This window comes from Pontibacter lucknowensis, from assembly GCF_900156415.1.
In the GTDB taxonomy this organism is placed as follows: Bacteria; Bacteroidota; Bacteroidia; order Cytophagales; family Hymenobacteraceae; genus Pontibacter; species Pontibacter lucknowensis.
The window spans coordinates 428,940-455,856 of the sequence record NZ_FTNM01000001.1 but is presented as its reverse complement, the minus strand read 5'-3'; the positions used below and the strand labels follow the sequence as shown (position 1 = coordinate 455,856).

Annotated in this window: 23 protein-coding genes; 12 read left to right on the top strand and 11 right to left on the bottom strand. The window is 49.0% G+C overall.

Annotated elements, in window-relative coordinates:
• Positions 1 to 172: 172 nt before the first annotated feature.
• Complete coding sequence (locus BW972_RS01955; RefSeq protein WP_076420738.1) at positions 173 to 1,588, top strand: lipopolysaccharide biosynthesis protein; 1,416 nt, start codon at positions 173 to 175, stop codon at positions 1,586 to 1,588.
• Positions 1,589 to 1,652: 64 nt separating this feature from the next.
• On the opposite strand, the gene BW972_RS01950 is transcribed toward BW972_RS01955, so the two are convergent.
• A complete protein-coding gene (locus BW972_RS01950; protein WP_076420735.1) occupies positions 1,653 to 2,816 on the bottom strand; it encodes a zinc-dependent alcohol dehydrogenase in 1,164 nt (387 codons plus the stop codon).
• A 162-nt stretch (positions 2,817 to 2,978) separates the two neighbouring features.
• Between BW972_RS01950 and BW972_RS01945 the strand changes: the two genes are divergently transcribed.
• Positions 2,979 to 3,857, top strand: coding sequence for a GNAT family N-acetyltransferase (locus BW972_RS01945; protein WP_234986265.1), 879 nt, complete (start codon positions 2,979 to 2,981; stop codon positions 3,855 to 3,857).
• An 83-nt stretch (positions 3,858 to 3,940) separates the two neighbouring features.
• Positions 3,941 to 4,270: a DMT family transporter gene (locus BW972_RS01940; protein ID WP_007654386.1), complete on the top strand. Its 330-nt coding sequence runs from the start codon at positions 3,941 to 3,943 to the stop codon at positions 4,268 to 4,270.
• On the opposite strand, the gene BW972_RS01935 is transcribed toward BW972_RS01940, so the two are convergent.
• The 5 genes from BW972_RS01935 to rsfS form a co-directional block, all read right to left on the bottom strand.
• Positions 4,267 to 5,106 carry a hypothetical protein gene (locus BW972_RS01935; RefSeq protein WP_007654385.1) on the bottom strand — a complete coding sequence of 280 codons (840 nt, stop codon included), beginning with the start codon at positions 5,104 to 5,106 and terminating at the stop codon, positions 4,267 to 4,269. The genes BW972_RS01940 and BW972_RS01935 overlap by 4 nt on opposite strands.
• A complete protein-coding gene (locus BW972_RS01930) occupies positions 5,096 to 5,866 on the bottom strand; it encodes a UDP-2,3-diacylglucosamine diphosphatase (protein WP_076420733.1) in 771 nt (256 codons plus the stop codon). Before BW972_RS01930 ends, BW972_RS01935 begins: the two co-directional genes overlap by 11 nt.
• Positions 5,850 to 6,500, bottom strand: coding sequence for a LutC/YkgG family protein (locus tag BW972_RS01925; protein ID WP_076420731.1), 651 nt, complete (start codon positions 6,498 to 6,500; stop codon positions 5,850 to 5,852). The genes BW972_RS01930 and BW972_RS01925 overlap by 17 nt, the downstream gene beginning before the upstream one ends.
• A 10-nt stretch (positions 6,501 to 6,510) precedes the next feature.
• Complete coding sequence (gene ftsH, locus BW972_RS01920) at positions 6,511 to 8,646, bottom strand: ATP-dependent zinc metalloprotease FtsH (RefSeq protein WP_007654379.1); 2,136 nt, start codon at positions 8,644 to 8,646, stop codon at positions 6,511 to 6,513.
• 71 nt (positions 8,647 to 8,717) lie between these two features.
• Positions 8,718 to 9,092, bottom strand: a complete 375-nt coding sequence (gene rsfS, locus BW972_RS01915; RefSeq protein ID WP_076420729.1) for a ribosome silencing factor — start codon at positions 9,090 to 9,092, stop codon at positions 8,718 to 8,720.
• Between the two features lie 49 nt (positions 9,093 to 9,141).
• On the opposite strand from rsfS, the gene BW972_RS01910 reads away from it, so the two are divergent.
• Complete coding sequence (locus BW972_RS01910) at positions 9,142 to 9,891, top strand: biotin--[acetyl-CoA-carboxylase] ligase (RefSeq protein WP_076420726.1); 750 nt, start codon at positions 9,142 to 9,144, stop codon at positions 9,889 to 9,891.
• Here the strand turns inward: BW972_RS01910 and BW972_RS01905 are convergent.
• Positions 9,884 to 10,477, bottom strand: a complete 594-nt coding sequence (locus tag BW972_RS01905) for a YceI family protein (protein WP_076420724.1) — start codon at positions 10,475 to 10,477, stop codon at positions 9,884 to 9,886. The two genes, BW972_RS01910 and BW972_RS01905, sit on opposite strands and share 8 nt — an antisense overlap.
• Positions 10,478 to 11,292: 815 nt before the next feature.
• On the opposite strand from BW972_RS01905, the gene BW972_RS01900 reads away from it, so the two are divergent.
• The 4 genes from BW972_RS01900 (at position 11,293) to rlmB (ending at position 17,102) form a co-directional block, all read left to right on the top strand.
• A complete protein-coding gene (locus tag BW972_RS01900) occupies positions 11,293 to 11,844 on the top strand; it encodes a T9SS type A sorting domain-containing protein (protein ID WP_234986264.1) in 552 nt (183 codons plus the stop codon).
• Between the two features lie 129 nt (positions 11,845 to 11,973).
• Positions 11,974 to 14,931, top strand: coding sequence for a glycosyltransferase family 117 protein (locus BW972_RS01895; protein WP_076420720.1), 2,958 nt, complete (start codon positions 11,974 to 11,976; stop codon positions 14,929 to 14,931).
• Positions 14,932 to 15,021: 90 nt separating this feature from the next.
• The gene (locus tag BW972_RS01890) at positions 15,022 to 16,284 is read left to right on the top strand and encodes a GWxTD domain-containing protein (protein ID WP_234986263.1); all 1,263 of its coding nucleotides are present in this window, start codon (positions 15,022 to 15,024) and stop codon (positions 16,282 to 16,284) included.
• Positions 16,257 to 17,102 carry a 23S rRNA (guanosine(2251)-2'-O)-methyltransferase RlmB gene (gene rlmB / locus BW972_RS01885; RefSeq protein WP_076420718.1) on the top strand — a complete coding sequence of 282 codons (846 nt, stop codon included), beginning with the start codon at positions 16,257 to 16,259 and terminating at the stop codon, positions 17,100 to 17,102. The genes BW972_RS01890 and rlmB overlap by 28 nt, the downstream gene beginning before the upstream one ends.
• A 100-nt stretch (positions 17,103 to 17,202) precedes the next feature.
• Here the strand turns inward: rlmB and BW972_RS01880 are convergent, their stop codons facing one another.
• Positions 17,203 to 18,279, bottom strand: a complete 1,077-nt coding sequence (locus BW972_RS01880; protein ID WP_076420716.1) for a mannose-1-phosphate guanylyltransferase — start codon at positions 18,277 to 18,279, stop codon at positions 17,203 to 17,205.
• 2 nt (positions 18,280 to 18,281) lie between these two features.
• Complete coding sequence (locus BW972_RS01875) at positions 18,282 to 19,253, bottom strand: KpsF/GutQ family sugar-phosphate isomerase (protein WP_076420715.1); 972 nt, start codon at positions 19,251 to 19,253, stop codon at positions 18,282 to 18,284.
• Between the two features lie 67 nt (positions 19,254 to 19,320).
• Between BW972_RS01875 and recQ the strand changes: the two genes are divergently transcribed.
• Both recQ and purD read left to right on the top strand, forming a co-directional pair.
• Positions 19,321 to 21,501, top strand: coding sequence for a DNA helicase RecQ (recQ, locus tag BW972_RS01870; RefSeq protein ID WP_076420713.1), 2,181 nt, complete (start codon positions 19,321 to 19,323; stop codon positions 21,499 to 21,501).
• A gap of 235 nt (positions 21,502 to 21,736) precedes the next feature.
• Positions 21,737 to 23,029: a phosphoribosylamine--glycine ligase gene (gene purD, locus BW972_RS01865; RefSeq protein ID WP_076420712.1), complete on the top strand. Its 1,293-nt coding sequence runs from the start codon at positions 21,737 to 21,739 to the stop codon at positions 23,027 to 23,029.
• 77 nt (positions 23,030 to 23,106) lie between these two features.
• On the opposite strand, the gene BW972_RS01860 is transcribed toward purD, so the two are convergent.
• Complete coding sequence (locus tag BW972_RS01860; RefSeq protein WP_007654354.1) at positions 23,107 to 23,523, bottom strand: BrxA/BrxB family bacilliredoxin; 417 nt, start codon at positions 23,521 to 23,523, stop codon at positions 23,107 to 23,109.
• A gap of 267 nt (positions 23,524 to 23,790) precedes the next feature.
• Here BW972_RS01860 and BW972_RS01855 point away from each other — a divergent pair, with 267 nt between their 5' ends.
• Entirely contained in the window at positions 23,791 to 24,147 is a 357-nt protein-coding gene (locus tag BW972_RS01855; protein ID WP_007654352.1) for a hypothetical protein, read from the top strand.
• Positions 24,148 to 24,461: 314 nt separating this feature from the next.
• A complete protein-coding gene (locus tag BW972_RS01850) occupies positions 24,462 to 25,730 on the top strand; it encodes a tyrosine-type recombinase/integrase (RefSeq protein ID WP_076420710.1) in 1,269 nt (422 codons plus the stop codon).
• Between the two features lie 319 nt (positions 25,731 to 26,049).
• Here the strand turns inward: BW972_RS01850 and BW972_RS01845 are convergent, their stop codons facing one another.
• Positions 26,050 to 26,868 (bottom strand): DUF2971 domain-containing protein, encoded by an 819-nt coding sequence (locus BW972_RS01845; RefSeq protein ID WP_076420708.1) that lies wholly within the window; start codon positions 26,866 to 26,868, stop codon positions 26,050 to 26,052.
• Positions 26,869 to 26,917 lie beyond the last annotated feature (49 nt).

Below are 26,917 nucleotides of genomic sequence, written 5' to 3'. Positions count from 1 at the left end.
TATACTAATTTTTTGAGCTTATGCTCAATTAGCGGTAATTGTACCTGCGCACTGAAACAGTGCAGAGCACAATTTAGTGCTTTTACCGCGAAATTTTGATCTGGAGTTGCCTATTTCTGAAAATGCGAATACCCATTGCGGCTGTGTACAATTTATACCCTAATTTTAGGGAATGCTACGCAAACTCCTGTCACATGCTGCGATCTACGGCCTGTCTGCCCAACTGCCCCGACTGGCAGGCGTGCTGGCCCTGCCACTGATCACGCAGTACCTGACACCAACCGATTATGGTGTGGCGGGGGTGATAACAGCTTACTACAGTGCTCTTCTGGTCATGATGTCACTGGGATTTACCGTGGTCATGGACAGTAGCTTTGCGCGTCACCCCACTCGATTCCAATGGATCTGGCGCCAGCTCTATGGTTTTCTGACATATTGGTCACTCCTGTACGGGCTGCTTTGTATGGGGATAATCTACATGGCGGTACCTGCCGATGCGCAGGACAACCGGTTGCTGATCACCCTGCTTACCGGGGCCCCTCTGCTCTTTTTTGTAGTGACCGATTTGTTTGGGGGCATGTACTGCCTTCACTCGCAGCGTCCATTGCCTATTGCACTGCGCTCTTTCCTGATGGGAGGAGTGAACGTTATCCTGACTATTTACTTTATCGCAGGCCTCAAAATGGGGTACATGGGCTGGTTTTATGCCAGTTTGCTGTCCTCTGTAGTCGGTTTTGTGGTGAGTGTTTATGTTATCGCGAAGCAGGGCCTTTGGCCAATCTTCAACTTTAAGTGGTACCGGATCAAGCACAGTCTCAAGGTGTCACTACCGGCCGTGCCGCATGGCTTTTCCTTTTTTATGCTTGATACATCTGACCGCCTGGTGCTGGATGTGTTAAACGTACCTGTCGGTCGGATTGGTCTTTACAACGTAGCCTCAAATTTCGGCATCTATTTCTCGTCGGCCAGTTTTGCAGTGGTGCAGGCAGCGACACCCCTGTATATGAAACTCTATGCGCAGACGAAAAGTATAGAAGCCGCACTGCAGGCCCGTTACATGACCTATACCTTGCAGCTAATCTTTTTCGCAGCCACATTTGTCGGGAGCCTTTGGATGAAGGAAGTCTTTGGTTTTCTGATCCGCAACGAAGAGCTGCAACAGGCTTATCCCTTGGCAATCGTGATCCTGATGGGGTATAACTTCCGGCCGATGTATATGGCGGCGATTAACCTGCTTACTTTCCACGAAAAAACGGCTAAGCTCTGGCGTATTTCCACCGTGGCAGGTATAGGCAATATTGTGCTCAACCTGATCCTGGTGCCACTTTACGGATTTCAGATGGCAGCTTACACGACCTTTGCAGCGCTGATGTACATGGGCTACTCAGGATATTACCTGAGAGCATACCGGGAACTGGCTTTAGTGAAGTTTTATTCTATCTGGTGGTTGCTGGCTACCATTGTGCTGCTGGTGCTGGCCTATCAGCTCCGTGAAGTAGACGTGATGGTAAAGGTCGCTGTTACGACTGTAATGGCAGTGACAGGTATAGCGGCAGCTTACAGGTACAAAAAACTGGCTCAGGTATAAGCTAAAAAAAACAGGAAGCCAGCATGGCGCTAACTTCCTGTTCCTGCTTTTATATTAGTCCCTGCTACGGCTTCAGCACCACCTTCACGCAATTGTCTTCTTTTTTGTTGAAGATGTCGTACATGCGGGAGGCTTCTGCAAGCGGGACGGTATGTGTGATAATGTCGTCGAGCTTCACTTTGCCATCCTGTACTATTGAAATGAGGTTGTCAATGTAACGGTGTACCCAGGCCTGACCGCCACGTAGAGTGAGACCTTTGTCAAACCATTTGTAAAGCGGGAAGTTGTTATAAGGCGAACCGTATACACCAACCACCGTCACAGTACCGGCACGTCGCACAGAGTCCATGCAGTTTTCGAGCACCTTCATGGTGCCTTTCTCCATTTGGACTACGTTCATGGCTTTTTCCAGTACGGTACGGTCTGCTTCCATACCTACCGCATCTACGCACACATCGGCACCATAGCCACCGGTCATCTCACGGATCACCTGCACCGCATCAACTTCCGAAGCATTGATCACTTCTACATTAGCTGATTTGCGGGCCATTTCCAATCGGTATGGCTGTATGTCGATACCAATCACACGTTTAGCGCCCTGTAGCCAGGCCGATTTCATGGCCATGATACCAACTGGGCCACATCCCCATACGGCTACTGTTTCACCGCCTTTCAACTGTGCCCAGTCAATGGCAGCCCAGCCAGTCGGAAAAATATCAGTCAGGAAAAGCACCTGCTCGTCTGTGAGGTTGTCCGGCACTTTGCGAGGTCCGTAGTCGGCATAAGGGACGCGCACGTATTCTGCCTGTCCGCCATTATAGCCGCCGTAGATATCGGTATAGCCAAACAAAGCTGCACCGGCGCCTTTGGCCATTACAATTTCGCCTTCAGGGCCATAATGATCCGGATTGGAGTTTTCGCAGTGCGTGGGCAGCTGCATGTTGCAGAAGTGGCAGGTGCCGCAGGAGATGGGAAATGGCACGACCACGCGATCACCTTTTTTGAGGTTCTTTACGCCTGTTCCGACTTCTTCTACAATGCCCATAAACTCATGCCCCATAACCATATCGCGGAGTTGAGGCACCATGCCGTTGTATATGTGTAGGTCGGAGCCGCATATGGCTGTGGATGTTACACGAAGGATACAGTCGCGGGCATCTTCAAGTCGCGGATCGTCGATGGTCTCTACCTGTATGTCCTTCATTTTGTGGAATACTGCTGCTTTCATAGTTTATTTAGTAAATGTGTTACAAGTGTTGTGTAGCCGTTTGTACTTTACAGTACTCAAGTTTAACGGTTAGCTGTTGCAGTGGGTTTTTGCAGGTATAAGTCAGCTACCCATCTGATGCGTATGCCGTATAGTCTTGCAAGTTGTATCTTAGGTGAAAAAATGGAGATGTTTGATCGCTATACCTTCTCGTTTCTGCGTGAGCAGGATATTCCGATGCTGTACGACACGTTTGTGGCGGCCTTTGCCGATTATATTGTGCCGATCAAAATAACACGCAAAGAGTTTGTCATGAAGTTTAAACGGGAAGGTATAGAAGCAACCTTCTGCGTAGGGGCTTTCTATGGTGAACAACTGGTGGGCTTTATACTGACGGGACTGGGAGAGTGGCAGGGCAAACCAACCGCCTACAATGCGGGCACGGGCGTTATACCTGCGCACCGGGGGCATCAGCTAACAAAACAGCTTTATGATTTTCTATTTCCCAAGCTGCGCGAAAGTGGCATAGAGCAGTGCCTGCTGGAAGTGATTGACGGGAATACAGCTGCTTTTAAGGTATATCAGTCCATTGGTTTTGGAGTAACCCGTGCGCTGGACTGTTTTCGAAGACCTGTAGGTGAGTTGTTGCTTTCAAGCGAAGAGCCAATGCCTGTTGTTGAGTTAAAACAAGCAGCGAAGCCAAACTGGAGAGCCTATACTGCACTATATGAAAGCAGACCAAGCTGGCAAAATACCATGGAGGCTTTCCGCAGAAGTCCTGATGAAAAACTGGTGATAGAAGCTTATTCAGAAGAACTGCTAATAGGTTATGTGGCTTTCTTCCCCCGCACAGGTGCTATTGCCCAACTGGCAGTGCAGCAGGGCTACCGCGATCAAGGAATAGCGAAGGCTCTTGTGAGAGAAACGGTGAAGCGGACTATAGCGCCAGCGCTTTTGTTTCTAAACGTAGACAAATCCTGCTCCACCCTGGCTGCTTTCTTGGAACGGATTCATCTCAAGCGCTTCCTTACACAGCACGAGATGCTGCTGTCTCTGCAATAGGTATGGCTATCCCCTTTAATCTGGCTAATTTGCATCTGATTTTTCACTGATAGGGGGGCAAAGCCCTTTCAAAACAAAACGATATGAGTACTGCTTGGTTTTACCTGATTCTGGCTGGTATATGCGAAATTGGATGGGCCTTTGGCTTAAAGTATAGTGAAGGCTTCACGAAGCCCATGGTGAGCGTTGTGACGGTCATCGTCATGATCCTGAGCTTTGTGCTACTGGCGCAGGCCATGAAAACGCTGCCGCTCGGTACGGCTTATGCCATCTGGACAGGTATAGGTGCGGCAGGAACGGCCATTTTAGGTATGTTTTTCCTGAACGAGCCCAAAGACCTGATGCGGATTCTGTGCCTGTTGATGATCGTTGCCGGTGTGGTGGGGCTAAAGTACTTTGCTGAGAGCAATTAACGACTTATGCGGTACACATCAGCCTGCTCTTTGGTGAACAGGTATAGCGTGTTGTCACTGATCAAGGCAGAGAGATAATTCTTGCCTTCGGGAAGAGACAGCATCCGCTCCTGCATTTTGTAAAGGTCGAAAAAGTGCAGAGCCTTGTCTTTTACGAAGTATAGCTCGTTGCCTTTGAAGGCAATGTAGGAAACACCCGTAAAAGGCAGTTTCTTTTTGTAATTCCCCAGGTTGTCGAACACATACACACCGCCGTTGTAGTCGAGCAGGTATACCATGTTCTGGTACTCCCGGATGAAGCGCACATCAAAGCGGGCCTTGTCCAGGATCAGGTCAAGCGGGGTTTCGATGATGGGCTTCTGGTAGCGCAGGTCCAGTTTGCTGAGCGTAAAGTCTGACTCGTTGAAGAGCCAGAAACTGTCATCGGAGGTAAGGGTGGCTGCCTGCACATTTCCCATATAGCCTAAGTCTGTCAGGCGGGTGTTAGCAATAGGGCGCATAAAGCGGTCGAGCAGCATCAGCTCCTGGCGATCTTCGTAAAAAAGAAAAACCTTCATCGGGTTCCAGGCTTCCACAGCGGTGATGCGTCCGCGGCTCGGTGGCGAAAAGGTATTGACCGGCTTGCCGGTGGAGTCGAGCATGAACAGGCTGCGGCCGGTGTCCATCAGGTATACGCTGCCATTGCGGTCAACTGACACGGTAGCGGGCGAGGAGATGGCAAGGCTGTGGCTAAAGTTGAGCATAACGGATGAGTCTGGCTGCTGTGCCAGTACAGGTATAGCCAGTACTGCCAAAAGCAGGTATAGCGTTGCGCTCAGGTATAGCCTATTTTTCAAAATACTCGAGTTTAAGGTCTTTGCCGTCATATACGCCGTAAGAGCAAAAATTGACCCATTCTCCCAGGTTTACATACCTGCTGCCGCCGTTGATAGGCATGTCGAGTGGCAGGTGGCGGTGACCGAATACGTAAAAGTCGTGATGCTGCTTATTTTCGACTTCTTTGCAGTATTGCACCAGCCATTCATCTTCTCCAAAAAACTTTTCGTCGTCCTTGGTATTGCTGATGCGACTCCTGCGTGACCACATGTTGGCGATGCCTATACCTGCGTTGGGATGCAGCCGGGCAAACATCCACTGACAGGCCTTGTTATTGAACACTTTCTTGAGCACTTTGTAAGTATGATCGCCCGGACCAAGTCCGTCGCCGTGCCCGATGTAGAATTTATGTCCGCCTAAATTAGTTGAAATAGGCTCCCGGATGATGGGAATGTTGAGCTCTTCCGGAAAGTAGTCGAACATCCACATGTCGTGGTTCCCCGTGAAAAAAAGCACTGGTATACCTGCATCAGTCAGTTCGGCCAGTTTGCCTTGTAGCCTGATAAAACCCTTCGGTATAGCATGGCGGTACTCAAACCAGAAGTCAAATATATCGCCTAGTAGCAGGATAGCCGCGGCGTCGTGCTTTACAGAGTCGAGCCAGCGCACGATCTTTTTCTCGCGGTCGCGACTACGCTTGGCGTCGGGCACACCCAGGTGAAAATCAGAGGCGAAATATACTTTCTGGCCGGGAGCCAGTTCGTCAATGCGGAAGGTCATCTATCAGGAAAAGTACGAGCTGTTTTGGGCCGTGTGCACCCATTACCAATGTTTTTTCGATATCGGCGGTGCGGCTCGGGCCACTCACCAGCGATACCATCGAAGGGAAGTTCTCCTTATACTTGTCGCGTACCCGCTGCAGGCCGTCTTTTATGTCGGGCACCAGCTGGCTGGCCTTGGCCACTACCATGTGCGTTTCCGGGTATATGCTCAGGCGTCTGCCACCGGCATTACCTGAACTCACCAGGATGCTACCTGTGCGGGTAATCAATGCCTCACAGGTGGTCAGGCTGGCCTGGGCTTTTTGTATAAAATCCTCTTCGGTCGAAGTAAAATCTATACCTGCCTGGTAAAGGATGTTCTGTAGATTAGGCTCCCAAACGTGCAGGTACTCGATCTGCTGTTCTCTTTTCAAATTGAAAAGCTGATCGAAAAAGTCCTCCTCGTCCTCGCAGTATACAAAAAGGCCACTGTTTACAATGAAAGCCTGCGCGAAGGCAATGGAGTGGTCTTCTGCCAGTGGCTGGTGCAGCGGTGAGCTGAAGTCTGGGGTAGGAGGCAGAAAAGGCGCCGACTTAGCCAGCGCCTCTCTTACTCTTCTCAATACAATTTCTTTCGATTTTGCTTCGTACATGCCTGTGTTATCAAGCTGTTCTGGAATTGATGTTGTCGTTCGGGTCAGAAGAAGCATCGTTCTGGATCGGGGTTCCGGGTACACTTCCCTGTCCGTTCTGCTCAGGGTGCTCCGTCTGTCCCACTTCGATTGGATGCTGCTCCTGGTTCACTTCGCTCTTCGTCTTGCTACGATCGGTACCGGCCGTGTGTGCCTGGTAGGTAGTCAGCGCATCAAAAGGACGCTTGCCAACCAGTCGCTCCAGATCGCTCTGGAACAGGATCTCTTTCTGCAACAGCTCCTGCGCTACTATCTCCAGTTCTCGTGCCTTGTCCGTCAGCAATTGCTTGGTGCGGATATAAGCCGACTCGATGATATTGCGTACTTCGTTGTCAATGGTTTCGGCAGTAGCTTCAGAGTATGGTTTGTTGAAGGCCATATCTGTCTGCTTCGAATCGTAGAAAGAAACGTTACCGATCTTACTGTTCATGCCATACATCGTCACGATGCTGTAAGCCATCTTGGTGATACGCTCCAGGTCACTTAAAGCCCCTGTCGAGATCTTGCCAAATACCAGCTCTTCCGCGGCACGTCCACCCAGGGCCATGCACATCTCGTCGATGAGCTGCTCAGTCGTGTACAAGAATTGCTCTTTTGGTAAGTACTGCGCATAACCCAGTGCAGCTACACCACGTGGAACAATACTCACTTTTACCAACGGATCGGCGTGCTCCAGGAACCAGCCTGCAATCGCGTGACCCGCTTCGTGATAGGCAACAATCTTCTTCTCCTCAGGAGAGATGATTTTGTTCTTCTTCTCCAAACCACCGATCACACGGTCAATGGCGTCGTTGAAATCTGCCTGGTCAACTGCTTTTTTGTTGCGACGGGCAGCGATCAAGGCAGCCTCATTACACACGTTGGCAATTTCGGCACCGGCAAAACCTGGCGTCTGAGCAGCCAGCTTACGGGCATCTACATCAGCAGACAGGGTAAGCGGCTTCAAGTGCACGTCAAAGATCTCGGTACGGCCGTTGATATCCGGCTTGTCGATGCTGATCTGACGGTCAAAACGTCCGGGACGAAGCAGGGCCGAATCCAGGGTGTCAGGGCGGTTGGTTGCTGCCAGGATGATTACACCTGAGTCAGTCGCGAAGCCATCCATCTCAACCAGCAGGGAGTTCAGTGTATTCTCACGTTCGTCGTTGCCACCCGGTGTAGCGCCACGGCTACGGTGACGACCAATCGCGTCAATCTCGTCAATGAAGATGATACAAGGTGCTTTGGCTTTGGCCTGCTTGAACAGGTCACGCACACGGGCTGCACCCACACCTACGAACATCTCCACAAAGTCAGAACCTGACAGCGAGAAGAAAGGCACGTCGGCTTCACCAGCCACCGCCTTCGCAAGCAATGTTTTACCTGTACCTGGAGGGCCTACAAGTAGAGCACCTTTCGGGATCTTACCACCCAGGATCGTGAACTTGCTTGGATTCTTAAGGAACTCCACGATCTCCTGGATCTCTTCTTTTGCCTCTTCCAGGCCAGCCACGTCCTTGAACGTGATCTTTACCTTGTTCTCCGCGTCAAACAGCGCAGCTTTGGACTTGCCAATGTTGAAGATCTGACCACCTGCGCCACCCGCTGTTACACGGCGCATCAGGAACCAGAAACCAAACAGCAACAGGATCAGGAAGCCCCATTGGAAGAAGAAGTCAGCAAAGCCGGTGCGTGTCTCAATGGTATAAGGCACACGGTTCTCGCGCGGGATGTTAGCCTGCAGCTTCTCGTAATCTTCCTTGAAAGACTCTGCTGTGATGATGGTGAAGTGGTAATGCGGACCCTGGTCCATACTGCCTAAGGTGCCACGACTGGACAGCTCACGGCTGTACTTTTCGTTCTGAAGGGCATCATCCTTCAGGTATACCTCTACTACTTTGCCGTTCACGATGGTCAGTTTCTTCACATCGTTGCTCAGCAGCATCTCCTCAAAGTTCTGCTGCGTAGTTTCTACAGAGGCGTTGCTCTTGTTGAGCCAGGTGAGTCCGAAAATAAGCAGGATTAGTACCGCCAGCATCCACAGCTGCATTGTAGGCCGTGGAGGGGTTGGAGGTATCATCGGCTTCTTCTTCTTATTGTTATTTCCTTTATTATTCTTTTCAGCCATGAATATGTTGTTTCAGGATACATGAAATACAGAGAGCTGCCCGGTTTTGTTTTAGGGAGCCCCTGCTAAGCTTAGGCATCTTCAATACGGCGGATGCCTGCGTCGCCCCACAGCTCTTCTAAAGCGTAAAACTCGCGTTTGTCTTTCAAAAATACATGTACTACCACGTCCACGTAGTCAAGCAGGACCCACTCTTTGTTGGTGCGCCCCTCACTTTGCCACGGGTTCTGGCGTGTTGCTTTGTATATTTCTTCTTCGATAGACGATGCGATCGCGTCCAGCTGTGTGTCTGATGAAGCAGATGCGATTACAAAGTAATCAGATACGGCATTTTTGAGTGACTTCAGGTTAAGAACGACGATATCGCTTGCTTTCTTTTCCTGCATGCCTTTTACTACAAGCTCTGCCAATATGTCTGAATTGGCCTCAGCCTTGGTTTCTTTCATTTGTACTACTTAAATTTGATTTACAAAAGTACTAAATTCTGTTTAATCTATGTTGCCTAATACGCTGTTTATGGGCCAGCAGCTGTTTTTTCTGCCGGTTTGTAAATCCACCAACTCAGAGGCCCAGCAGCTACTCCTCAAAAATGAAGCCACAGAGGGCTGTGTGGTGCTTACTGACGAGCAGACGCATGGTCGCGGTCAGCGGGGCAATACCTGGGAGGCAGCTCCCGGTAAAAATATCACACTTTCTGTAATTCTGTCACCTGTTTTTCTGGCTGTCAGGCACCAGTTTTACCTCAATATGGCTGTATCGCTGGCAGTGCTTGACCTGTTGCGCGAACAGGGACTGGGGCATGCCCGGGTCAAGTGGCCCAACGACCTTTACTTTGAGGACAGGAAGCTTGGCGGGATTCTGATTGAAAATACAGTTACTAGTCAATCCATACAACACAGTATTGTCGGGATTGGTTTAAACGTAAACCAGCTTCATTTCGGAATCAGCACGGCCACTTCGCTGGCAGCCGAGGTAGGTACGCAACTTGATGTGAAAAGATTGGTGAACAGGCTGCTCGAGCTGCTCGAAAAACGGTACCTGGAGCTTCGCAGTGGAAGAACAGACAAGTTGAAGTATGAGTACCTGCAGGCTTTGTACCGCTATCAGGAGGAGCATGGCTACCAAATTGGTGCTGAGCAGGTACAGGGGCGGATCATGGGCGTGGATGAGGATGGTCGTCTGGCCTTGCAGATCGACGGTGAACTTCATTACTTTGGTTTCAAAGAAGTCGCTTACATTATTTGATGCTGAGCTTTTTAGCGGCTGCGATCTGCTGCGGATCAGGGGTAGTGGGCGAGAGGGGCATCTTGAGCGAAACATTCATGGTGCTGGCGCCATAGCCTGAGCTTAGCTTTGGCGCTTGTATGTGGTGGTCAGCTAGTTTGACCGGAAAGTCGGTCAGCAGTTGCCAGGTGTTACCGCTCTGAACGAGTGTGCCGGTGATGGTTCTCTTCTTTGCAACACCGTGGATGGTCAGAGTGCCTGTAGCGGTTACTTTAGCCTCCCCCTTGGCTGAAATGGGGCCTTTATCTATAATTCTACCTACAAATGTAGCTTTCTGGTAGCGACTGCTCTGCATGTACTTGTCATTGAAGCGCTCCTGCATAAGGGAGTTGAGAAACCTGAAAGAAGTGATGGGAACGTCAAATCTGAATTTGCCTGTCTCAAGATCAATCAGGCCATTGGCGGACTCTGATGTGCCCTTGATCAGGCTAAGTGGTGCACCAGCCTCAAACACGATAGTGCCGATGCCTTTATAGGTGCCTGTCTGGGCTTGTGTCTGTGGGACTATCCCATACAGGATGCATACAAGTAGGAGTAGCTTTTTCATACATGTCTTGTCCTCTCTTCGGTTAAGCTTTCCTTATATTTATTTAACTAATCTGAGCAGAGATGGTTGAGCTCATTCACTAAAAATAGTGGTCCATTTCTTAATGTTTTTTTCAGTTTAATCTGCCATATTTCTCACCGACTTTATTTTTTAAATCAGTGCCGTTAGGTATAGTTGTTCAATCAGGTCCAAGGCGCATGTAGCGTCTTCACAAACTATTTTTGTTAAAAATATAGGGCTAGTTAATGCCATGCTGGGCATGGGGATTAGTCCAAAATATTGTTTGTTTTTAATGTAACGGGATGGTGGTTGCTGAGTTGCACATTTTGTAGATATATTCATATTGTTCAATCAGATTCCTTTTATCGTTATAGATTCACTTTGAGTTTGTGAGGTTGGTATTTAGGCGTCAATTATCAAGCAATGCATTACCGAAATGTATTGGTTAATATAGCATAATTGTAATATCGCTATCGGGGTTTATGATGAAGCCAGATATTGTTTATTGTTCAATTCAGCCCATCCTAACACAAGGCGTTTGGAAACTAAGTAGCAGGATGGGATGCAACCCCTGGCCCTGATGTAGGGTCATGGTTGTGCAAATAGTATGGTAAGGCATGGTTCTTGATATTGAATGTGTAGAGCCAAAACAGAGAAAAACGGAGGTATAGCTTTTTCTATAGTATGCTGTATTTTTAATTAGATTTTTTCTATTTACTATATTTTGGTATATCTTTGACATCCTGCCAGCTAGTGGCCAGGACCTTTAGAAAAGCGAGGTGTGATATATGAGAACTTTTACAAAAATGATAATAATGGCTGTTTTTGCGGTAACGCATTTAGCAGCATACAGTGTAATGGCCGACGGTCGCTTGAAGGAGGCGGGCGTGTTGCCCGTGAATACCGGGGGTGCCTCGGCCTGGAAAGCCATACCTGAGAAGAAAGCTGAAGCGAATGTGCGTGCTGAAAATGCCAGGACTGCTTCGTGGGTTAAGAACTATACTGCAAACAAGAACAGGGGATTATTCCTGACTGAAACGGCTTATGCTGGTTCTTCACAGTTTGTGATCAGCTCTTACATGGCTTTTATGCCAGCGCCGGAGCGTCAGACTCCTTCTATCAACGCTTACCCGAACCCCTCACGTGGTATCACCCGTGTGTCGCTGTCGCAGGCAGGTATGGCCGAGAACTATAAGCTGAAGATATCGAATACGATTGGTAAGGTAATGGAAACACATGAGTTGCCGGTGACGCACTCCAATGTGTTCATTCTCGATATGACAGGATACCCGGCCGGTGTTTATTTTTACAGCCTGCTCGTGAACGATAAAACGGTAGAAACGAAGCGTTTGATCCTCCAGAAATAAAAGGGAGCTATACCCGTTATAATAGCAAAAGCCAGTTGAGAGACTGGCTTTTTTTTATTGCTGACTCGCCAAAGGTGCGCAGGCACCAATTTATTTAGTATTTTCGACGCTGAATATTTTAGAATTGCTATGACGGATTATCGCAAGATAAACAACCTCGTTGGCTGGCTCGTGTTTCTGATCGCGACAGCCGTTTATGTATTGACGCTGGAACCTACTGCCAGTTTCTGGGATGCGGGCGAATTCATCGCCTGTTCTTACAAACTCTTAGTACCGCACCCTCCGGGGGCACCTTTCTACCTGCTGGTAGGCCGCATCTTCTCCATGTTTGCCAGTGACCCAACACAGGTGGCCTGGTGGGTAAACCTGCTATCCGCACTGAGTAGCTCATTCACAGTACTGTTCCTGTTCTGGTCCATCACTATCCTGTCACGTCGCTTGCTGGTGAAGCAGGAGGGAGTAACGCCTACCAAAGGCCAGACGGTGCTGATCATGGGTGCTGGTGCCGTTGGCGCACTCGCCTATACTTTCACCGATTCAGCCTGGTTTTCAGCAGTTGAGGCAGAGGTATACGCCATGTCGTCATTCTTCACGGCCATTGTGTTCTGGGCTATGCTGCGTTGGGAATCCAAGGTGGGTGAGTCCCTGTCAGACAAGTGGTTGATCCTGATTGCCTACCTGATAGGACTCTCGATTGGTGCCCACTTGCTGAACCTGGTGGCTATACCTGCGCTGGCTTTTATTTATTACTTCCGCTTGTACAGACCGACCTGGAAGGGTGGCCTGATCGCTTTCCTCATCAGTGCCGTGATCGTGATCGCCATTCTGTGGGGCATTATACCTGGCCTGCCTTCGCTGGCCGGTAATGTAGAGGTGTTCTTCGTAAATTCACTGGGCCTGCCTTTCGGTTCAGGCATCATTTTCTTTGTGATCCTGCTGGTAGCAGCCATCATCTATGGTATACGCTACTCTATTAAGCATAACATTCGGGTGCTGAACACAGCCATTCTGTGCTTCACTTTCATCCTGATCGGTTACTCTTCATACATGATGATTCCGATCCGCTCTTCTTACAACCCAACCATCGACGAAAACGACCCGCAGGATATCCTGAGCTTTGTATCATACCTGAAGCGTGAGCAGTACGGTGACCGTCCGTTGCTTTACGGGCCGCAGTACAATGCGCAGCCGGTTTCACAGGAAGAGGGAGCGCCACGTTACGTGAAGGGCAAAGACAAATATGTGGTAACCGGCCGCAAGTTGGAAACTGTATATGACAGCAAAGACAAGACACTCCTGCCGCGTATCTACAGCGACAATCCGCAGCACCTGCAGGAGTATAAGAAGTGGGTAGACCTTCGGGAGGGGCAGGCGCCGACCTTTGGCCAGAACCTGAGCTTCCTGCTGCGCTACCAGTTGGGCCACATGTACTGGCGCTATTTCCTATGGAACTTCGTAGGGCGTGAAAGTGATGTGCAGCAGGCCGGCGTACTGTGGTTTGGCAAGCCAACAGATGGCGTGCCTGACCGGGTAGCCAACAGCAAGGCGCGTAACACCTTCTATTTGCTGCCACTTGTTTTCGGTATCATCGGTTTGATCTTCCAGATACGCAAGAATGAGCGCGATGCCTTTATCGTAGGCTTGCTCTTCTTCTTTACAGGTATAGCCATTGCCCTATACCTGAACCAGCCGCCAATAGAGCCGCGTGAACGTGACTATACCTTCGCTGGTTCGTTCTATGCCTTCTCAATCTGGATCGGCTTGGGTGTGCTGGGTATAGCCGAGCTGCTTAACCGTGGCCTGCGCAATGTGACGACTAGTGGAGCCATTGCCACCGTCATCGGCCTGGCAGTGCCAGGTATACTGGCCGCCGAAGGCTGGGACGACCATGACCGCTCTAACCGTTACCACTCTGTGGACTCTGCTAAAAACCTGCTGGATTCAGTGGCGCCTAACGGCATCCTGTTTACTAACGGCGACAACGATACCTTCCCGCTGTGGTATGCACAGGAAGTGGAAGGTTACCGTACCGATGTGCGTGTGGCCGTACTCAGCTACCTTAACACCGACTGGTACATCGACCAGATGAAGCGCCAGGCTTACGAGTCGGATCCGTGGCCGCTGACACTTGAGAACGAAAACTACCGCCAGGGAACGAACGACTACCTGCCTTACGTAGAGCGGCAGCAGGTAGCGGCAGGTATAGACCTGAAGCAGTTTGTGAGCCTGATCCGCCAGAACCACCCGGCGCTACAGGTGCAGGCAGGAAGCGGCAGTACGCTGCTGAGCTTCCCTACTAAAAACTTCTTCCTGAATGTTGATACCGATAAGGTTGCACAGGCAGGCTTTGTGGCAGACGATTACCAGGATCAGATCTCGGACCGTATGCAGTGGACCATCAACAAATCACTGCTCGAGAAGAAGCACATGATCATACTGGACCTGCTGGCCACAAACGAGTGGAACCGCCCTGTATACTTCTCCACTACGGTGAACAGCGCTGACTTCATGGGGCTTTCCGAATACTTCCAGCTGGAGGGTCTCGCTTACCGCGTGGTGCCAGTTAAAGTGAGCAGTGAAGACATGCCGGGCTTCCTGAACAAGGAGCTCATGTATGAGAACATGATGAAGAAGTTCCGCTTCCGCAACTTCAACGATCCGAGCATCTTCTACGACGAGAATTACTTCCGCTTCGCAGCCAATGCCCGCGATAAGTTCGGTAAGCTGGCCGCAGAATATCTGATGAGCGGTGACAATGCCCGTGCCAAGGAGATTGTGGACTACTGCTTCGAGCAGCTGCCGCCAAGCACAATCCCTTACGACTACTATACACCGCAGTTTATCTCTATCATGGCCGATCTGGGTGAAGAGGAGCGTGCAAGGAGTCTGTGGGAGGACATGGCCAAAAATTCACGCGAGTCAGTGGATTATTACCTTGAAAAAGGTGCTCTGTTTGACATGGAGATACAGACGAACCTGTTTATCATGCAGCAGCTTATAGGCGAGGCGCAGGCCATCGGCGAAGAGCAGAAGGCAAAAGAACTGCAGGATGTGTTTGTGCAATATTTGCAACGCATGCGCCGTTAAACAAAATAGAGAGTTAAACAGTACAAAAGCCGAACCCGTTTCTGTGTTCGGCTTTTGCTATTTTCGGGTGCCTGCTTTATCTTCAAGCTAATGAAACAGATAAGTCTTCTTACCTGCCTGTCAGTCCTGCTGCTCCTCTCTTCTTGCGGCAGCTCCGACATTGCCTATGCGCCTATGTACCGTGATACCGCACCTGTTGCCCCAAGAGCTGAGCAGCCCGAGGTGGTATTGCAGCACGGCTACTACAGCACTCCTGATAGTCTGCACCTGATCCTTCGGTTTGATGAGCTTCGGCAGCTGCTCGACCTGACACAGGCAGCTGACCGCGTGGACTTCACCATTCGCTCGGGCAGTACCGAACGGGATATGCTTCTGCTACGAGACACCGTGCAGGTGCTGCCGCAGCACAAGGTGTTGTCAAACGGAACACTGGAGGTGCCTATAACCGTGCCTGCCCGTTATGTGGCGGCAGGCAATACGATGCAGGTGCGGCTCTGGATGAAACTAGCCGGGCAGGAGCGCCTCGGTATATCTCACCGACTGGCACTGCGACCCGACATGCTGCGAAAAGATTTTATGCTGCTGCACGTGCGCACAAATGCTCCGGTATTACGAGGTTTTGCCACCACTTCTGACAGCCTATACCTATGGCAGCACAGTGATACCAGCGGCACGGCCACGTTTACGGTACAACAGACAAATTACACGCTACAGCCTGCTCTGCCTCCAATGTCAACACGGGCAGAGAGCTTACCTGAAGTGCCTCAGGTGACGGGAGGTGCGCAGCCATTGGCTGTGTTGGATACCTTTCAATTAGATCAGGAAGGGCTATACCTGTTGCGCACTGCGTCAGGTGCTACACAGGGGCTAGTGGTGCAGGGAGGCACTTACCCGCTGGTCACCCGGGTACAGGACATGATCACCCCGCTTATTTACCTGACCACATCAACTGAGCGGGAAGCGCTTTACAGCACCCAGGATCAGAAAGCCGCTGTGGATGGCTTCTGGTTGAAAATAGCCAAGGACAAGAAGCTGGCCCGTGAGCTGATACGCGCCTACTATACCCGCGTCGAGACAGCCAACAAGCTCTATACCTCATTTAAGCCTGGCTGGGCCACTGATCGTGGTATGATCTACATCATTTATGGTAAGCCCCATAACGTGAGCACCAGCCCCGATGCAGAAACCTGGATCTACCGTGAATCAGAGGCGACACCATATGTCAAGTTCGTATTTACGAAAAAAGAGAATAACTTTACCGAAAATCACTTTGAGCTGGTACGGAATCGTGAATACGAGGAGAACTGGTACAGCACTGTAGCAAGATGGAGAGCAGGAATAATAAATTTGTAGGTGGAAACCGCTATAGCGGCCCCAGAACTCCGAAGGAGGATAAAATGGAAATGATCTTTGGCCTCAGACCAATCATCGAGGCCATGCTGGCCGGAAAGGTGCTGGAGAAGATCTTCGTACAGAAGGGCGCCCGCAATGCCAATGTGGATGAACTGCTTGACCTGGCCAAAAAGCATGACATACCTGTTGCCAGCGTCCCGATTGAGAAACTGAACAACCTGACCCGCAAAAATCACCAGGGAGCAGTTGCCTTGATTTCAGCGATCACGTATATGCCGCTGGATGAGATCGTGACCTCGCTTTTCGAGAAAGGCAAAAGCCCGCTGCTGCTTATACTTGACCGCATCACGGACGTGCGTAACTTCGGTTCAATAGCCCGTAACGCGGAGTGTATGGGTGTGGATGCGATCGTTATACCTAGCAGGGGAGGCGCCCAGATCAATGCCGATGCAATCAAAACCTCGGCCGGAGCCCTGCACCTGGTCCCTGTATGCCGTGAGCAGAATCTGAAAAATACGATTGATTACCTGAAGGACTATGGGGTGCAGATCGTAGCCTGCACAGAAAAGACAGAGCATAACCTGAACGATAATACAGTTGACTTTGTAGGCCCGACTGCCATTATCATGGGCAGTGAGGAAGACGGTATATCGCCTGAGTATCTCAAGCGTGCTGATGCCAAGCTGCGCATTCCATTACTGGGGCAGATCGGCTCGCTGAATGTGTCAGTTGCGACTGGCATTATTCTATACGAAGCCATGAGCCACCGACTGCGTGAAAGCGGTTACTCTAGTCTGAATACATTTGAGCCGAGATAAGCTATCATTTAGCAGAAGTCAATAAAGAAGGGGAACGCTATAGCAGCGTTCCCCTTCTTGTTGTTATACCTATACCACAGCAGGTATAGAAGTAGGTCTATTAGATATATTCGGCGCCTTTCTTGGATTTGGCATCCGACATAAACTCCTTTACTTTTTGCTCTTCGTCCAGGCGGCAGATCATCAACACATTGTCGTGCTCAGCCACAATGTAGCCTTCCAGCCCCTGTAGCACCACCAGGCGTTCCTTAGGAGTTTTGATGATGCAGTTTTGGGTATCGTACAGCATCACATCACCATCCACTACGTTACCGTCCTCGTCTTTCTCGTTAATGGTGTAGAGCGAGTTCCAGGTGCCCAGGTCCGACCAGCCGATGTCGGCCAGTACCACATACACATTGTCCACCTTCTCCATGATGCCGTAGTCGATCGAGATGTTGCGGCAGTGAGAGTAAGCTTTCACAATGAAATTAGCTTCTTCCGGGGTATGCATACAAGAAGCGCCTTCTTCAAATATTTCGCTTATCTCAGGCAAATATTGTTTGAAGGCCTTCATAATACTCTGCACATTCCAGATAAAAATACCGGAATTCCATACGAAGTCGCCGCTGTTGAGGAACATCTGTGCCAGCTCCAGGTTTGGCTTTTCTGTGAAGGTTTTTACCTTTTTGATAGCCTGTGATTCACCGTCGATGTACTGAATATAGCCGTAGCCTGTGTCAGGGCGGCTTGGCGTGATGCCGAGCGTGATGAGTACGTCTTTGCTGTCGGCGGCTTCCACGGCCTCTTTGATGACCTTGGTAAAGGCGTCCTGCTTCAGCACCACGTGGTCCGAAGGCGTCACGATGAGGTTGGCATTCGGGTTGATCTGTGCTATTTTGTACGAAGCGTAAGCGATACAGGGAGCCGTGTTACGCCCGATCGGCTCGAGCAGGATCTGGTTGTCGCTCAGCTGTGGTAGCTGCTCTTTTACCAGGTTTTCGTAGTCGCGGTTGGTCACCACGTATACATTTTCGGGTGGGCAGATGTCCTTGAAACGGTTCATGGTCATCTGGAGCATGCTTTCGCCTACGCCAAGTACATCATGAAACTGCTTTGGGAAATCGGTACGGCTGAATGGCCAGAAGCGGCTTCCGATGCCGCCTGCCATGATAACCACGTAAGTGTTTTCGTTCATGTCTATATGAGTCCTTCTTTCAGCAAATCGTGGAGGTGCACAAAGCCCTCGAACTTGCCTGATTTAGTGACAATAAGTTGCGTGATGTTTTTTTGCTGCATGATAGCCAGCGCTTCAGCAGCATAGGTTTCGGGCTCTATGGAGAGGGGAGATGCCGTCATGATATCTGAAGCGCGTATACCGTCTATTGAATCATATTTGTTCAGCATACGGCGTAAATCGCCATCAGTTATAATTCCCACTAATTCTTCTGTTCCTTCTTTCACCACGGCAGTGGCACCCAGCCTTTTAGAGGAAATTTCGATGATGATTTCCGTCAGTGCGGCGTGCTCTGAAACGTGTGGCGCCATGTTCTGGCGGAAGATATCATCTACCTTCAGGTATAGGCGCTTGCCCAGCGAGCCGCCCGGATGAAGGGTGGCAAAGTCGGCACTGCTGAAGCCACGTGCCTCCAGCAGGCTCACCGCCAGGGCATCGCCAAGTGCCAGCGCAGCCGTGGTGCTGGTCGTAGGAGCCAGGTTGTGCGGGCAGGCTTCGCGCTCTATAGAGGCGTTCAGCACGAAGTCAGCGCTCTGGGCCAGGTATGAGTCGGTGCTCGAAACAAGAGCCGCCAGTTGGGCACCTTTGCGTTTGAGCAACGGAACAAGTACCTTTATCTCAGGTGTGTTGCCGCTCTTGGAGATACAGATCACAAAATCATCGGGCTGGATCATGCCAAGGTCGCCATGGATGGCATCGGCCGCGTGCATAAAAAGCGCAGGGGTTCCGGTCGAGTTGAGGGTGGCCACAATTTTGGTGGCGATGTTGGCACTCTTGCCTATACCTGTCACCACGACACGCCCTTTGATGTTCAGGATAGCTTTGACGCAATTTTCAAAGCCTTCGTCGATAAAATCCGCCAGTCTGGCGATAGCTTCAGCCTCATCGGCCAATACTTTTTTTGCTGTAAGGGCTATATTATTAAGAAGATTCAATTTAAATTTGTGTTAAAGGTATCCTAAGGGGATACGTTGCTTTACAGTTAAATTTCTGATTTATTACATGTCTACCAAACAGGAGATCAATCTCAAAAACAAATTAAAGGAAGTTTTTGGGTATAATCAATTTAGGGGGAATCAGGAGTTGATAATAAACAATATTATCAACGGAAAGAACACCTTTGTGATTATGCCGACCGGTGCTGGCAAGTCGTTGTGCTACCAACTGCCTGCCCTATCATTGCCGGGAACTGCCATCGTTATTTCGCCGCTGATCGCCCTGATGAAAAATCAGGTGGATCAACTGAATGCTTTTGGGGTGAATGCCCATTTCCTGAACTCCACACTATCAAAGTCGGAGATCAACAGAGTGAAGAAGGAAACCCTGGCCGGTGAAGTAAAGCTGCTCTATGTAGCGCCGGAATCACTGACCAAAGAAGAAACGGTTGAGTTTCTGCGTGCTTCCAATATCTCCTTTGTAGCCATCGACGAGGCACACTGTATTTCGGAGTGGGGACACGACTTCCGTCCGGAGTACCGTCGCATCCGGGGCATCATCGACCAGATCGGTAACCTGCCGATCATCGCCCTGACGGCTACGGCTACGCCTAAGGTACAGCTCGATATCCAGCGCAACCTGCAGATGGACGAGGCCTCGGTGTTCAAATCGTCATTTAACCGTACAAACCTGTACTACGAGGTGCGCCCGAAGCACAACACTAAGAAGCAGGTAATCCAGTATGTAAAGAAGCACAAAGGCAAAAGCGGTGTAATTTACTGCCTGAGCCGCAAGAAAGTAGAAGAGATCGCGGAACTGCTCCGCGTGAACGATATCAAAGCACTGCCTTATCACGCCGGTCTGGACTCCAACATACGCATGGCCAACCAGGATGCTTTCCTGAACGAGGAGGCCGACGTGATCGTGGCGACCATCGCCTTTGGTATGGGCATCGACAAACCGGATGTGCGTTTTGTGATCCACTACGACACGCCGAAATCCATTGAAGGCTACTACCAGGAGACAGGCCGTGCGGGTCGTGACGGTCTGGAAGGTAACTGCATCATGTTCTATAGCTACGATGACATCATCAAGCTGGAGAAATTCAACAAAGACAAGCCGGTAACGGAGCGCGACAACTCCAAGCTTTTACTTCAGGAGATGGCCGCTTACGCCGATTCAGCCGTGTGCCGCCGTAAGCAATTGCTGCATTACTTTGGAGAGGCTTACGAAAAAGACTGTGGCTTCTGCGACAACTGTCTGCATCCGAAGGAACGCTTTGAGGCACAGAATGAAGTGCTTCTGGCCCTGAAGACGATACAGCAGACGGGAGAGCGCTTTAGCATCGATCATAACACAGCAGTGCTCACAGGCCTGCGCAACCAGCACGTGACGAGCTACGAGCACGATCAACTGGAAGTGTTTGGCGCGGGCAAAGAGCACGACGCACAATTCTGGAGCTCTGTGCTGCGCCAGGTGTTGCTGTCAGAGTACCTGGAGAAGGACATCGAGCAGTTTGGTATTGTAAAGCTCACGCAAAAGGGCCTGAACTTTATCTCAAATCCGCACCCGATCCAGCTGACCAAAGATCATGATTATGAGCAGGAGGTAAAGGCCGACGAAGAGAAAGAGGAGACACAAGCCTCAGCCGGGCACGACGAAGTGCTGTTCGACATGCTGAAGAACCTGCGCAAGAAGCTGGCAAAAGAGAAAGGTCTGCCGCCGTACGTGCTGTTCCAGGACCCATCCATTAAAGAGATGGCAACCGTGTACCCAACCACCAAAGAGGACCTGGCGCACATTGCGGGCGTAGGTATGGGCAAGGTACAGAAGTTCGGTAAGCCGTTCCTGGACATGATCACCAAGTATGTAGAGGATAACGATATTGTGACGGCTGCTGACGTAGTAGTGAAGACCACCGTGAACAAGTCGAAGATCAAGATCTATATCATCCAGCAGATAGACAAGAAAGTGGATCTGGAGGAGATCGCCTCTTCCAAAGACCTGACCATGCAGGAGCTAATCGAGGAGATAGAGCACATTTGCTATTCAGGCACAAAGCTGAACCTGAACTACTACATCGACAATATTCTGGATGATGAGCGCCAGGACGAGATCTATGACTACTTTATGAACGCCAGCACCGATAATATTGCGGTGGCGCTCAAGGAGCTTGGCACAGACGATTACAGCGAAGAGGATGTACGCCTGATGCGCATCAAGTTCCTGTCGGAATATGCTAACTAAATTGTTGATTGTTACTTGCTGATTGTTTGATCCGGATTAGCAATAAGAATATTAATGTGGAGAGACCGTTGTATTTTACAGCGGTCTTTTCGTTTTTAGAAAGGTATACGCACAGTCGGTAAAAGTAAAAACGTTGAATTGTGCTGCACTGCGCATTATAAATTTATAACTTCGCAACAATGCTTTTGGTAATGCTGAGAGCAGCAATTAATAACCAGCAACTAGCAATTAGACTATGAACGTATTGATTATAGGATCTGGCGCAAGAGAACATGCACTTGCCTGGAAACTGAGCCAGAGCCCATACGCCGAGCAGATATTTGTTGCACCCGGAAACGCGGGCACGGACGAGTTTCACACCAGCTGCGCTATCGATATTCACAACTTCGATGAAGTGGCCAAGTTTGTGACGGACTTCAACATCATGATGGTAGTAGTTGGACCGGAAAATACCCTGGTAGAAGGCATACATGACTACTTTCAGGAGAAGGATTTCCTGCGCGATGTGCTGGTGGTGGGCCCTAAGAAACTGGGTGCCATGCTGGAGGGCAGCAAAGATTTCTGCAAGGCCTTTCTGCAGAAGAACAATATCCCGACAGCACGCTACGAGACCTTTACAGAGGCAAATTACCGCGATGCCGTGGAGTACCTGCGTACGCACAGCTATCCTGTGGTGCTTAAAGCCGACGGTCTGGCGGCTGGAAAAGGTGTGATTATCGCACAAACCTTTGAAGAAGCGATTGACAGCCTGGAAGCTATGCTGCGTAACCATAAGTTCGGCAAGGCAGGCAGTAAAGTGGTGATCGAGGAGTACCTACAAGGTATAGAGGTGTCGGTGTTTATTTTGACGGACGGCAAGGAGTATGTGCTACTTCCGGAGGCAAAAGACTACAAGCGCATAGGCGAAGGCGATGCCGGGCTGAATACAGGAGGTATGGGCGCAATTTCACCTGTACCGTTTGCCGATGAAACTTTCATGCAGAAAGTACGCGACCGTGTGATCGAACCAACTATCCGCGGTATGCAAGCCGATAACCTGGATTATACCGGCTTCCTGTTCATCGGCCTGATGAACGTGAACGGCGACCCTTACGTGATCGAGTACAACGTGCGACTGGGCGACCCGGAAACAGAGGCTATTCTGCCGCGCATCAAGTCAGATCTCTTTGAGCTGTTCCTGGCTTTGCACGATCACAAACTAGGTAATTTTAAACTGGAAATAGATCCGCGTACTGCCGCTACTGTATTCCTGGTATCGGGTGGTTATCCGGAAGGCTTTGACAAAGGCAAGGAGATCTCAGGCTTGGGGCAGGTAGATTCCGACACTTTGGTGTTCCACGCCGGCACGAAGCGTGTAGATGATAAGATCGTGAACAACGGCGGCCGTGTGATTGCGGTAACTGGCCTGGGCAACACCATGGAAGAAGCGCTCGCAAAAGCCAACAAGGCAGCTGAAGCGATTAACTGGACTGACCGCTATTATCGCCGTGATATAGGATTTGATTTAGCAAAGCAGCCTATGCACTAGGCTGGCTATACCTGATAAAAACAAAGGCCGGTGTTTCGATAAACACCGGCCTTTTTGTTGAGGTAATCTTGGAGAGCTTAGCAGTAAGCCTCGAAAGCGCCCTGCAGGTTGTCTACAATGCGGTTAAGCTCGTTACCTTCAATGTGGTAGCGCTCGATCATGTGCACCAGTTCGCCGTCTTTGAACAGGGCGATAGAAGGAGAAGAGGGTGGGTACGGCAGCATAAACTCACGTGCTTTGGCCACAGCGTCCTGCTCCATACCTGCAAATACAGTGATCATTTTAGTTGGGCGCTTCTCAGAGGAGGCAACAGCCATTTTAAGGGCAGGGCGCGCTTTAGAAGCGGCACAGCCACACACTGAGTTCACAGCAACCAGCACAGTACCTTCTTTTGACGAAAGCACCTGCTCTACTTCTTCTGCGGTCATCAGCTGTTCGAAGCCTGCAGAGGTCAGGTCTTCGCGGATCGGGGCGACCATATATTCAGGATACATTCCCATGATTATCGGCTTTAAAATTAAAAGATAATTGATACTGCAAAATTAATCATAATTCTGCAGAAAGGCTACAGATCAGAAGTATAGCCTGAATAGGGAACTTAAAATATATCTTATTGTATAGTTTTGAGAATATGCGTTTTAGCTAAACAGAAGGTAAAGAAGTAGTGTATACACTGATATTCCGGTGTGCTTTGTGTAAAGTTATATTCGTCGTGCATGGCTGTCCGGGATATTGCGAGATCATTGGCTTAAGACCAGAATATGTATCCACACCCTTACCCACATCCCTCCGGCTTTAAAAAGCTCCATCAGGTAGCCTACTTTTACATGCCTGCCAGCGATGAGCGACCTGCCGAACTCATCCAAATTCTGAACTGTGATCGCACCTATATTCACGTGCCCATGCGTGAAGAGGACGTTACGCTGGATGCATTTTTTGTGCGTGATATGACGGAGGCTGAGATTCAGAATTTTAGCGGTAGTCAGACCTGGCAGATATTCGTGCATTGGGATGAGCTCTATGAAGACCATGTACGTTTTAAAGTAAGCGGAAAAGTCATGAGCGAGCTAGAGCAGTTAAAGCAGAAGTTTCCGTTGCCTGAGGGTATGGCTGCTTAGAAAATTTGCTGGCAGAAAGACTTGCAAACAGAAAAGAATCAACCTGTATCTGCTACGGTACAGCATAAAAGAAAAAGGCCTCTCAGATTTCTCTGAGAGGCCTTTTCGGTGGTCGCGAAGGGAGTCGAACCCCTAACCTTCTGATTCGTAGTTTTATCTAAGTGCTATATTGGTATTTCTAGATATTTATTAATGTTCGATTCTGAGCTGTAGAAGCGTTTTTTTGCTCTTGTTAGTAGCTGTCGTTTCTTGACATTCTAGCGAAATGTATGCAAATTGTATGTACATCGTATGTACAACAACTAGTGAAAAGTATGAAGCAAAAAGTCTCTACTGCCATCATTCTTGACACACGCAGATCGCATAGTGATGGCCTCTATCCCGTAAAGCTAAGGATCACCTACCAGCGTAAACAAAAGTACTACCCGGTTATCAACGAGAGGGGAGAGCCTTATCGATACACCTTAGCTGAGTTCGAGAAAATACGAAACCCAAAGGCTCGCGGCGGCTACAAAGAAGTTAGCCTTAACCTGGACAAAGCAGAACACTCAGCACTAGAGGTGATCGAGAAGCTGCCGGTCTTCAGCTTCGAGGCTTTCGAGAGCAGGTACGTAACCGATTATAAGAAGGGAGATGTATTTGCCGCATACCGATACAAGATTGCGGAAATCAAAAAAGAGGGGCGGGCTGGAACTGCAAGTAATTACGAATGCTCCTACAAATCTCTGCTCGATTTTTGTAAAAATAAACCCCTGCCGTTCACTTCAGTTACAAAAACCTTCCTGCAGGCATACGAGAAATGGATGGTAGGATCTGGTAAATCTTTGACTACCGTCGGCATATATCTACGCCCCTTGCGTGCCGTTTTCAATGATTCCATAGCATCTGGAGAGGTTAATCCTGAAATGTATCCTTTTGGCAAAAGAAAGTACACTATCCCGGCTAGCCGCAATGTTAAAAAGGCGCTTACCATAAGCGACATTGAGAAGATCGTTACCTATGAGCCCAAGCATGATGGAGAGGCCAAAGCAAGGGACTTGTGGTTTTTCTCCTACCTGTGCAACGGTATCAATGTGAAGGACATGGCTCGCTTAAAGTATGAGAATATTACAGGCGACGAGATTACCTTTGTTAGAGCAAAGACAGAACGAACGAACAGGCAGAATATAAAACCTATCGTTGCTGTCCTTACCCCTGAGATGAAGCAAATCATTAAGCGTTGGGGCAATAAACCGGCTAAGAGCGATAGTTACATTTTCCCGATTCTAAAGAAAGGACTTTCCCCGGAGGAAGAGCTGGCTCAGGTGCGATACGCAACGAAGGCCATAAACAAGTACATTAAAAGGATAGCTGCAGAAGTAGGTATAGAAAAGAACGTGTCTACCTATACCGCGCGCCATTCCTTCTCAACTGTTCTCAAACGCTCTGGCGCCTCAATGGAGCTTATATCAGAGTCTCTCGGGCACAGCGATATGAAAACAACCGAGAACTATCTGGACAGCTTTGAAAGCGACCTTAAGAAGCATTTTGCCGCCCAGCTAACAGCTTTTAGAAAGGACAGGGAAGAGGCTGAGGTAGAATAGGTAGGAATATTTTACCTGTCATGAGCCTGGATACTACTAAAGAGCAAAAAAGCAACGTGTTTTTTTGAATACTTAAGAATTCAGGGCGAATAATCCTACAAAGGGGACGAGTTCGCCCTAATCTTTTAACAATCAGAACCTCTCATGCAGAAGTATTCTCCGGTGTAGTATATCAAGTCATTCTGAGGATTAAACTTTTCAACCGGGGAGTATCTGCTTAAAACTGTAAACCATTAGTGTATTATATTCGGAGCTAACCTTCTACAAAGTCTGAGAACTTAGATATTTTCCAAATCCGCATTTAACATCTTTTGCAAGACTATACTAAAACAATCTCACCTTCATTAATTGTGGATTGTCTAGTTTTAATATTTATTAATTCAGGTGGAAGAGCCTTAGTTATTTGCTCCTTCCATTCTTCAGGCATATAAGCGCCTAGTATAATCTCGGTATAGGCTTCTGGTGGTACTATAACGATTCTATCCTCTGTAGATAGAGGTTGTGCCATTTTTGATAAAAACGTTCTATATTCATCCTCAAATGCCCACTTTTTATGCTTACTAAAAATTTGAAATGCTAATTGTTCGTCATAAGAATGCTTAGGTGTAGGGTATATAATTGGTATTTCATCATGGTAAAGAACAGCGCCTCCACCTCCTAAGTAATCGAATAATATTTTAGGGTCAAATCCTACACAAAAGCCTGTATGGTTTTTACTGTAATAATTCCACATCTCAGAACTATCTGGATGTTCAGTTAAACACAGAATGCCTATCCGTTTATCAAAGTCTTCAGCCTCTATCTTTTGAATTTCTTCAATTCGTTTGGGGCTTGCGAACGCAGAATTAGGGTATTGCTGTATTGCCTTTTGTCGATAATAATGATGTGGTTTCCCTGGTTCTTTTGCTTTTAATACCCTAACTCCAAATTCGATTCTTTCATTATATGTTAAAAGATCATACCTGATTGGAATTTTACAGTCATAGGGATCTTCAAAACCACTTGGTGGAGGAAAAAACACCTCCCTCTTTGTAATAAGAGTTTGGTGGTAAGGATTGTCCCATTCTCTGTATTTGTAAAGCGTATTTGGGTATGGAGTTTCTTCTTTTGTAACTATTTTTTTGTTTTCTAATTTCATTCAATGTGTTATGCTAGACTGGGTATATAGATACATTTAAGCTGGTGAA

Excerpts from the sequence above, each read along its gene's own strand:
- BW972_RS01905 (WP_076420724.1), bottom strand. The coding sequence starts at position 10,477 with ATGAAAAAGCTACTCCTACTTGTATGCATCCTGTATGGGATAGTCCCA.
- recQ (WP_076420713.1), top strand. The coding sequence starts at position 19,321 with ATGTCTACCAAACAGGAGATCAATCTCAAAAACAAATTAAAGGAAGTT.
- BW972_RS01910 (WP_076420726.1), top strand. The coding sequence starts at position 9,142 with ATGTTGCCTAATACGCTGTTTATGGGCCAGCAGCTGTTTTTTCTGCCG.
- purD (WP_076420712.1), top strand. The coding sequence starts at position 21,737 with ATGAACGTATTGATTATAGGATCTGGCGCAAGAGAACATGCACTTGCC.
- BW972_RS01945 (WP_234986265.1), top strand. The coding sequence starts at position 2,979 with ATGGAGATGTTTGATCGCTATACCTTCTCGTTTCTGCGTGAGCAGGAT.
- BW972_RS01925 (WP_076420731.1), bottom strand. The coding sequence starts at position 6,500 with ATGTACGAAGCAAAATCGAAAGAAATTGTATTGAGAAGAGTAAGAGAG.
- BW972_RS01930 (WP_076420733.1), bottom strand. The coding sequence starts at position 5,866 with ATGACCTTCCGCATTGACGAACTGGCTCCCGGCCAGAAAGTATATTTC.
- BW972_RS01950 (WP_076420735.1), bottom strand. The coding sequence starts at position 2,816 with ATGAAAGCAGCAGTATTCCACAAAATGAAGGACATACAGGTAGAGACC.
- BW972_RS01855 (WP_007654352.1), top strand. The coding sequence starts at position 23,791 with ATGTATCCACACCCTTACCCACATCCCTCCGGCTTTAAAAAGCTCCAT.
- BW972_RS01895 (WP_076420720.1), top strand. The coding sequence starts at position 11,974 with ATGACGGATTATCGCAAGATAAACAACCTCGTTGGCTGGCTCGTGTTT.
- BW972_RS01860 (WP_007654354.1), bottom strand. The coding sequence starts at position 23,523 with ATGTATCCTGAATATATGGTCGCCCCGATCCGCGAAGACCTGACCTCT.
- BW972_RS01900 (WP_234986264.1), top strand. The coding sequence starts at position 11,293 with ATGGCTGTTTTTGCGGTAACGCATTTAGCAGCATACAGTGTAATGGCC.
- BW972_RS01845 (WP_076420708.1), bottom strand. The coding sequence starts at position 26,868 with ATGAAATTAGAAAACAAAAAAATAGTTACAAAAGAAGAAACTCCATAC.
- BW972_RS01940 (WP_007654386.1), top strand. The coding sequence starts at position 3,941 with ATGAGTACTGCTTGGTTTTACCTGATTCTGGCTGGTATATGCGAAATT.
- BW972_RS01880 (WP_076420716.1), bottom strand. The coding sequence starts at position 18,279 with ATGAACGAAAACACTTACGTGGTTATCATGGCAGGCGGCATCGGAAGC.
- BW972_RS01890 (WP_234986263.1), top strand. The coding sequence starts at position 15,022 with ATGAAACAGATAAGTCTTCTTACCTGCCTGTCAGTCCTGCTGCTCCTC.
- ftsH (WP_007654379.1), bottom strand. The coding sequence starts at position 8,646 with ATGGCTGAAAAGAATAATAAAGGAAATAACAATAAGAAGAAGAAGCCG.
- rsfS (WP_076420729.1), bottom strand. The coding sequence starts at position 9,092 with ATGAAAGAAACCAAGGCTGAGGCCAATTCAGACATATTGGCAGAGCTT.
- BW972_RS01955 (WP_076420738.1), top strand. The coding sequence starts at position 173 with ATGCTACGCAAACTCCTGTCACATGCTGCGATCTACGGCCTGTCTGCC.
- rlmB (WP_076420718.1), top strand. The coding sequence starts at position 16,257 with ATGGAGAGCAGGAATAATAAATTTGTAGGTGGAAACCGCTATAGCGGC.
- BW972_RS01850 (WP_076420710.1), top strand. The coding sequence starts at position 24,462 with ATGAAGCAAAAAGTCTCTACTGCCATCATTCTTGACACACGCAGATCG.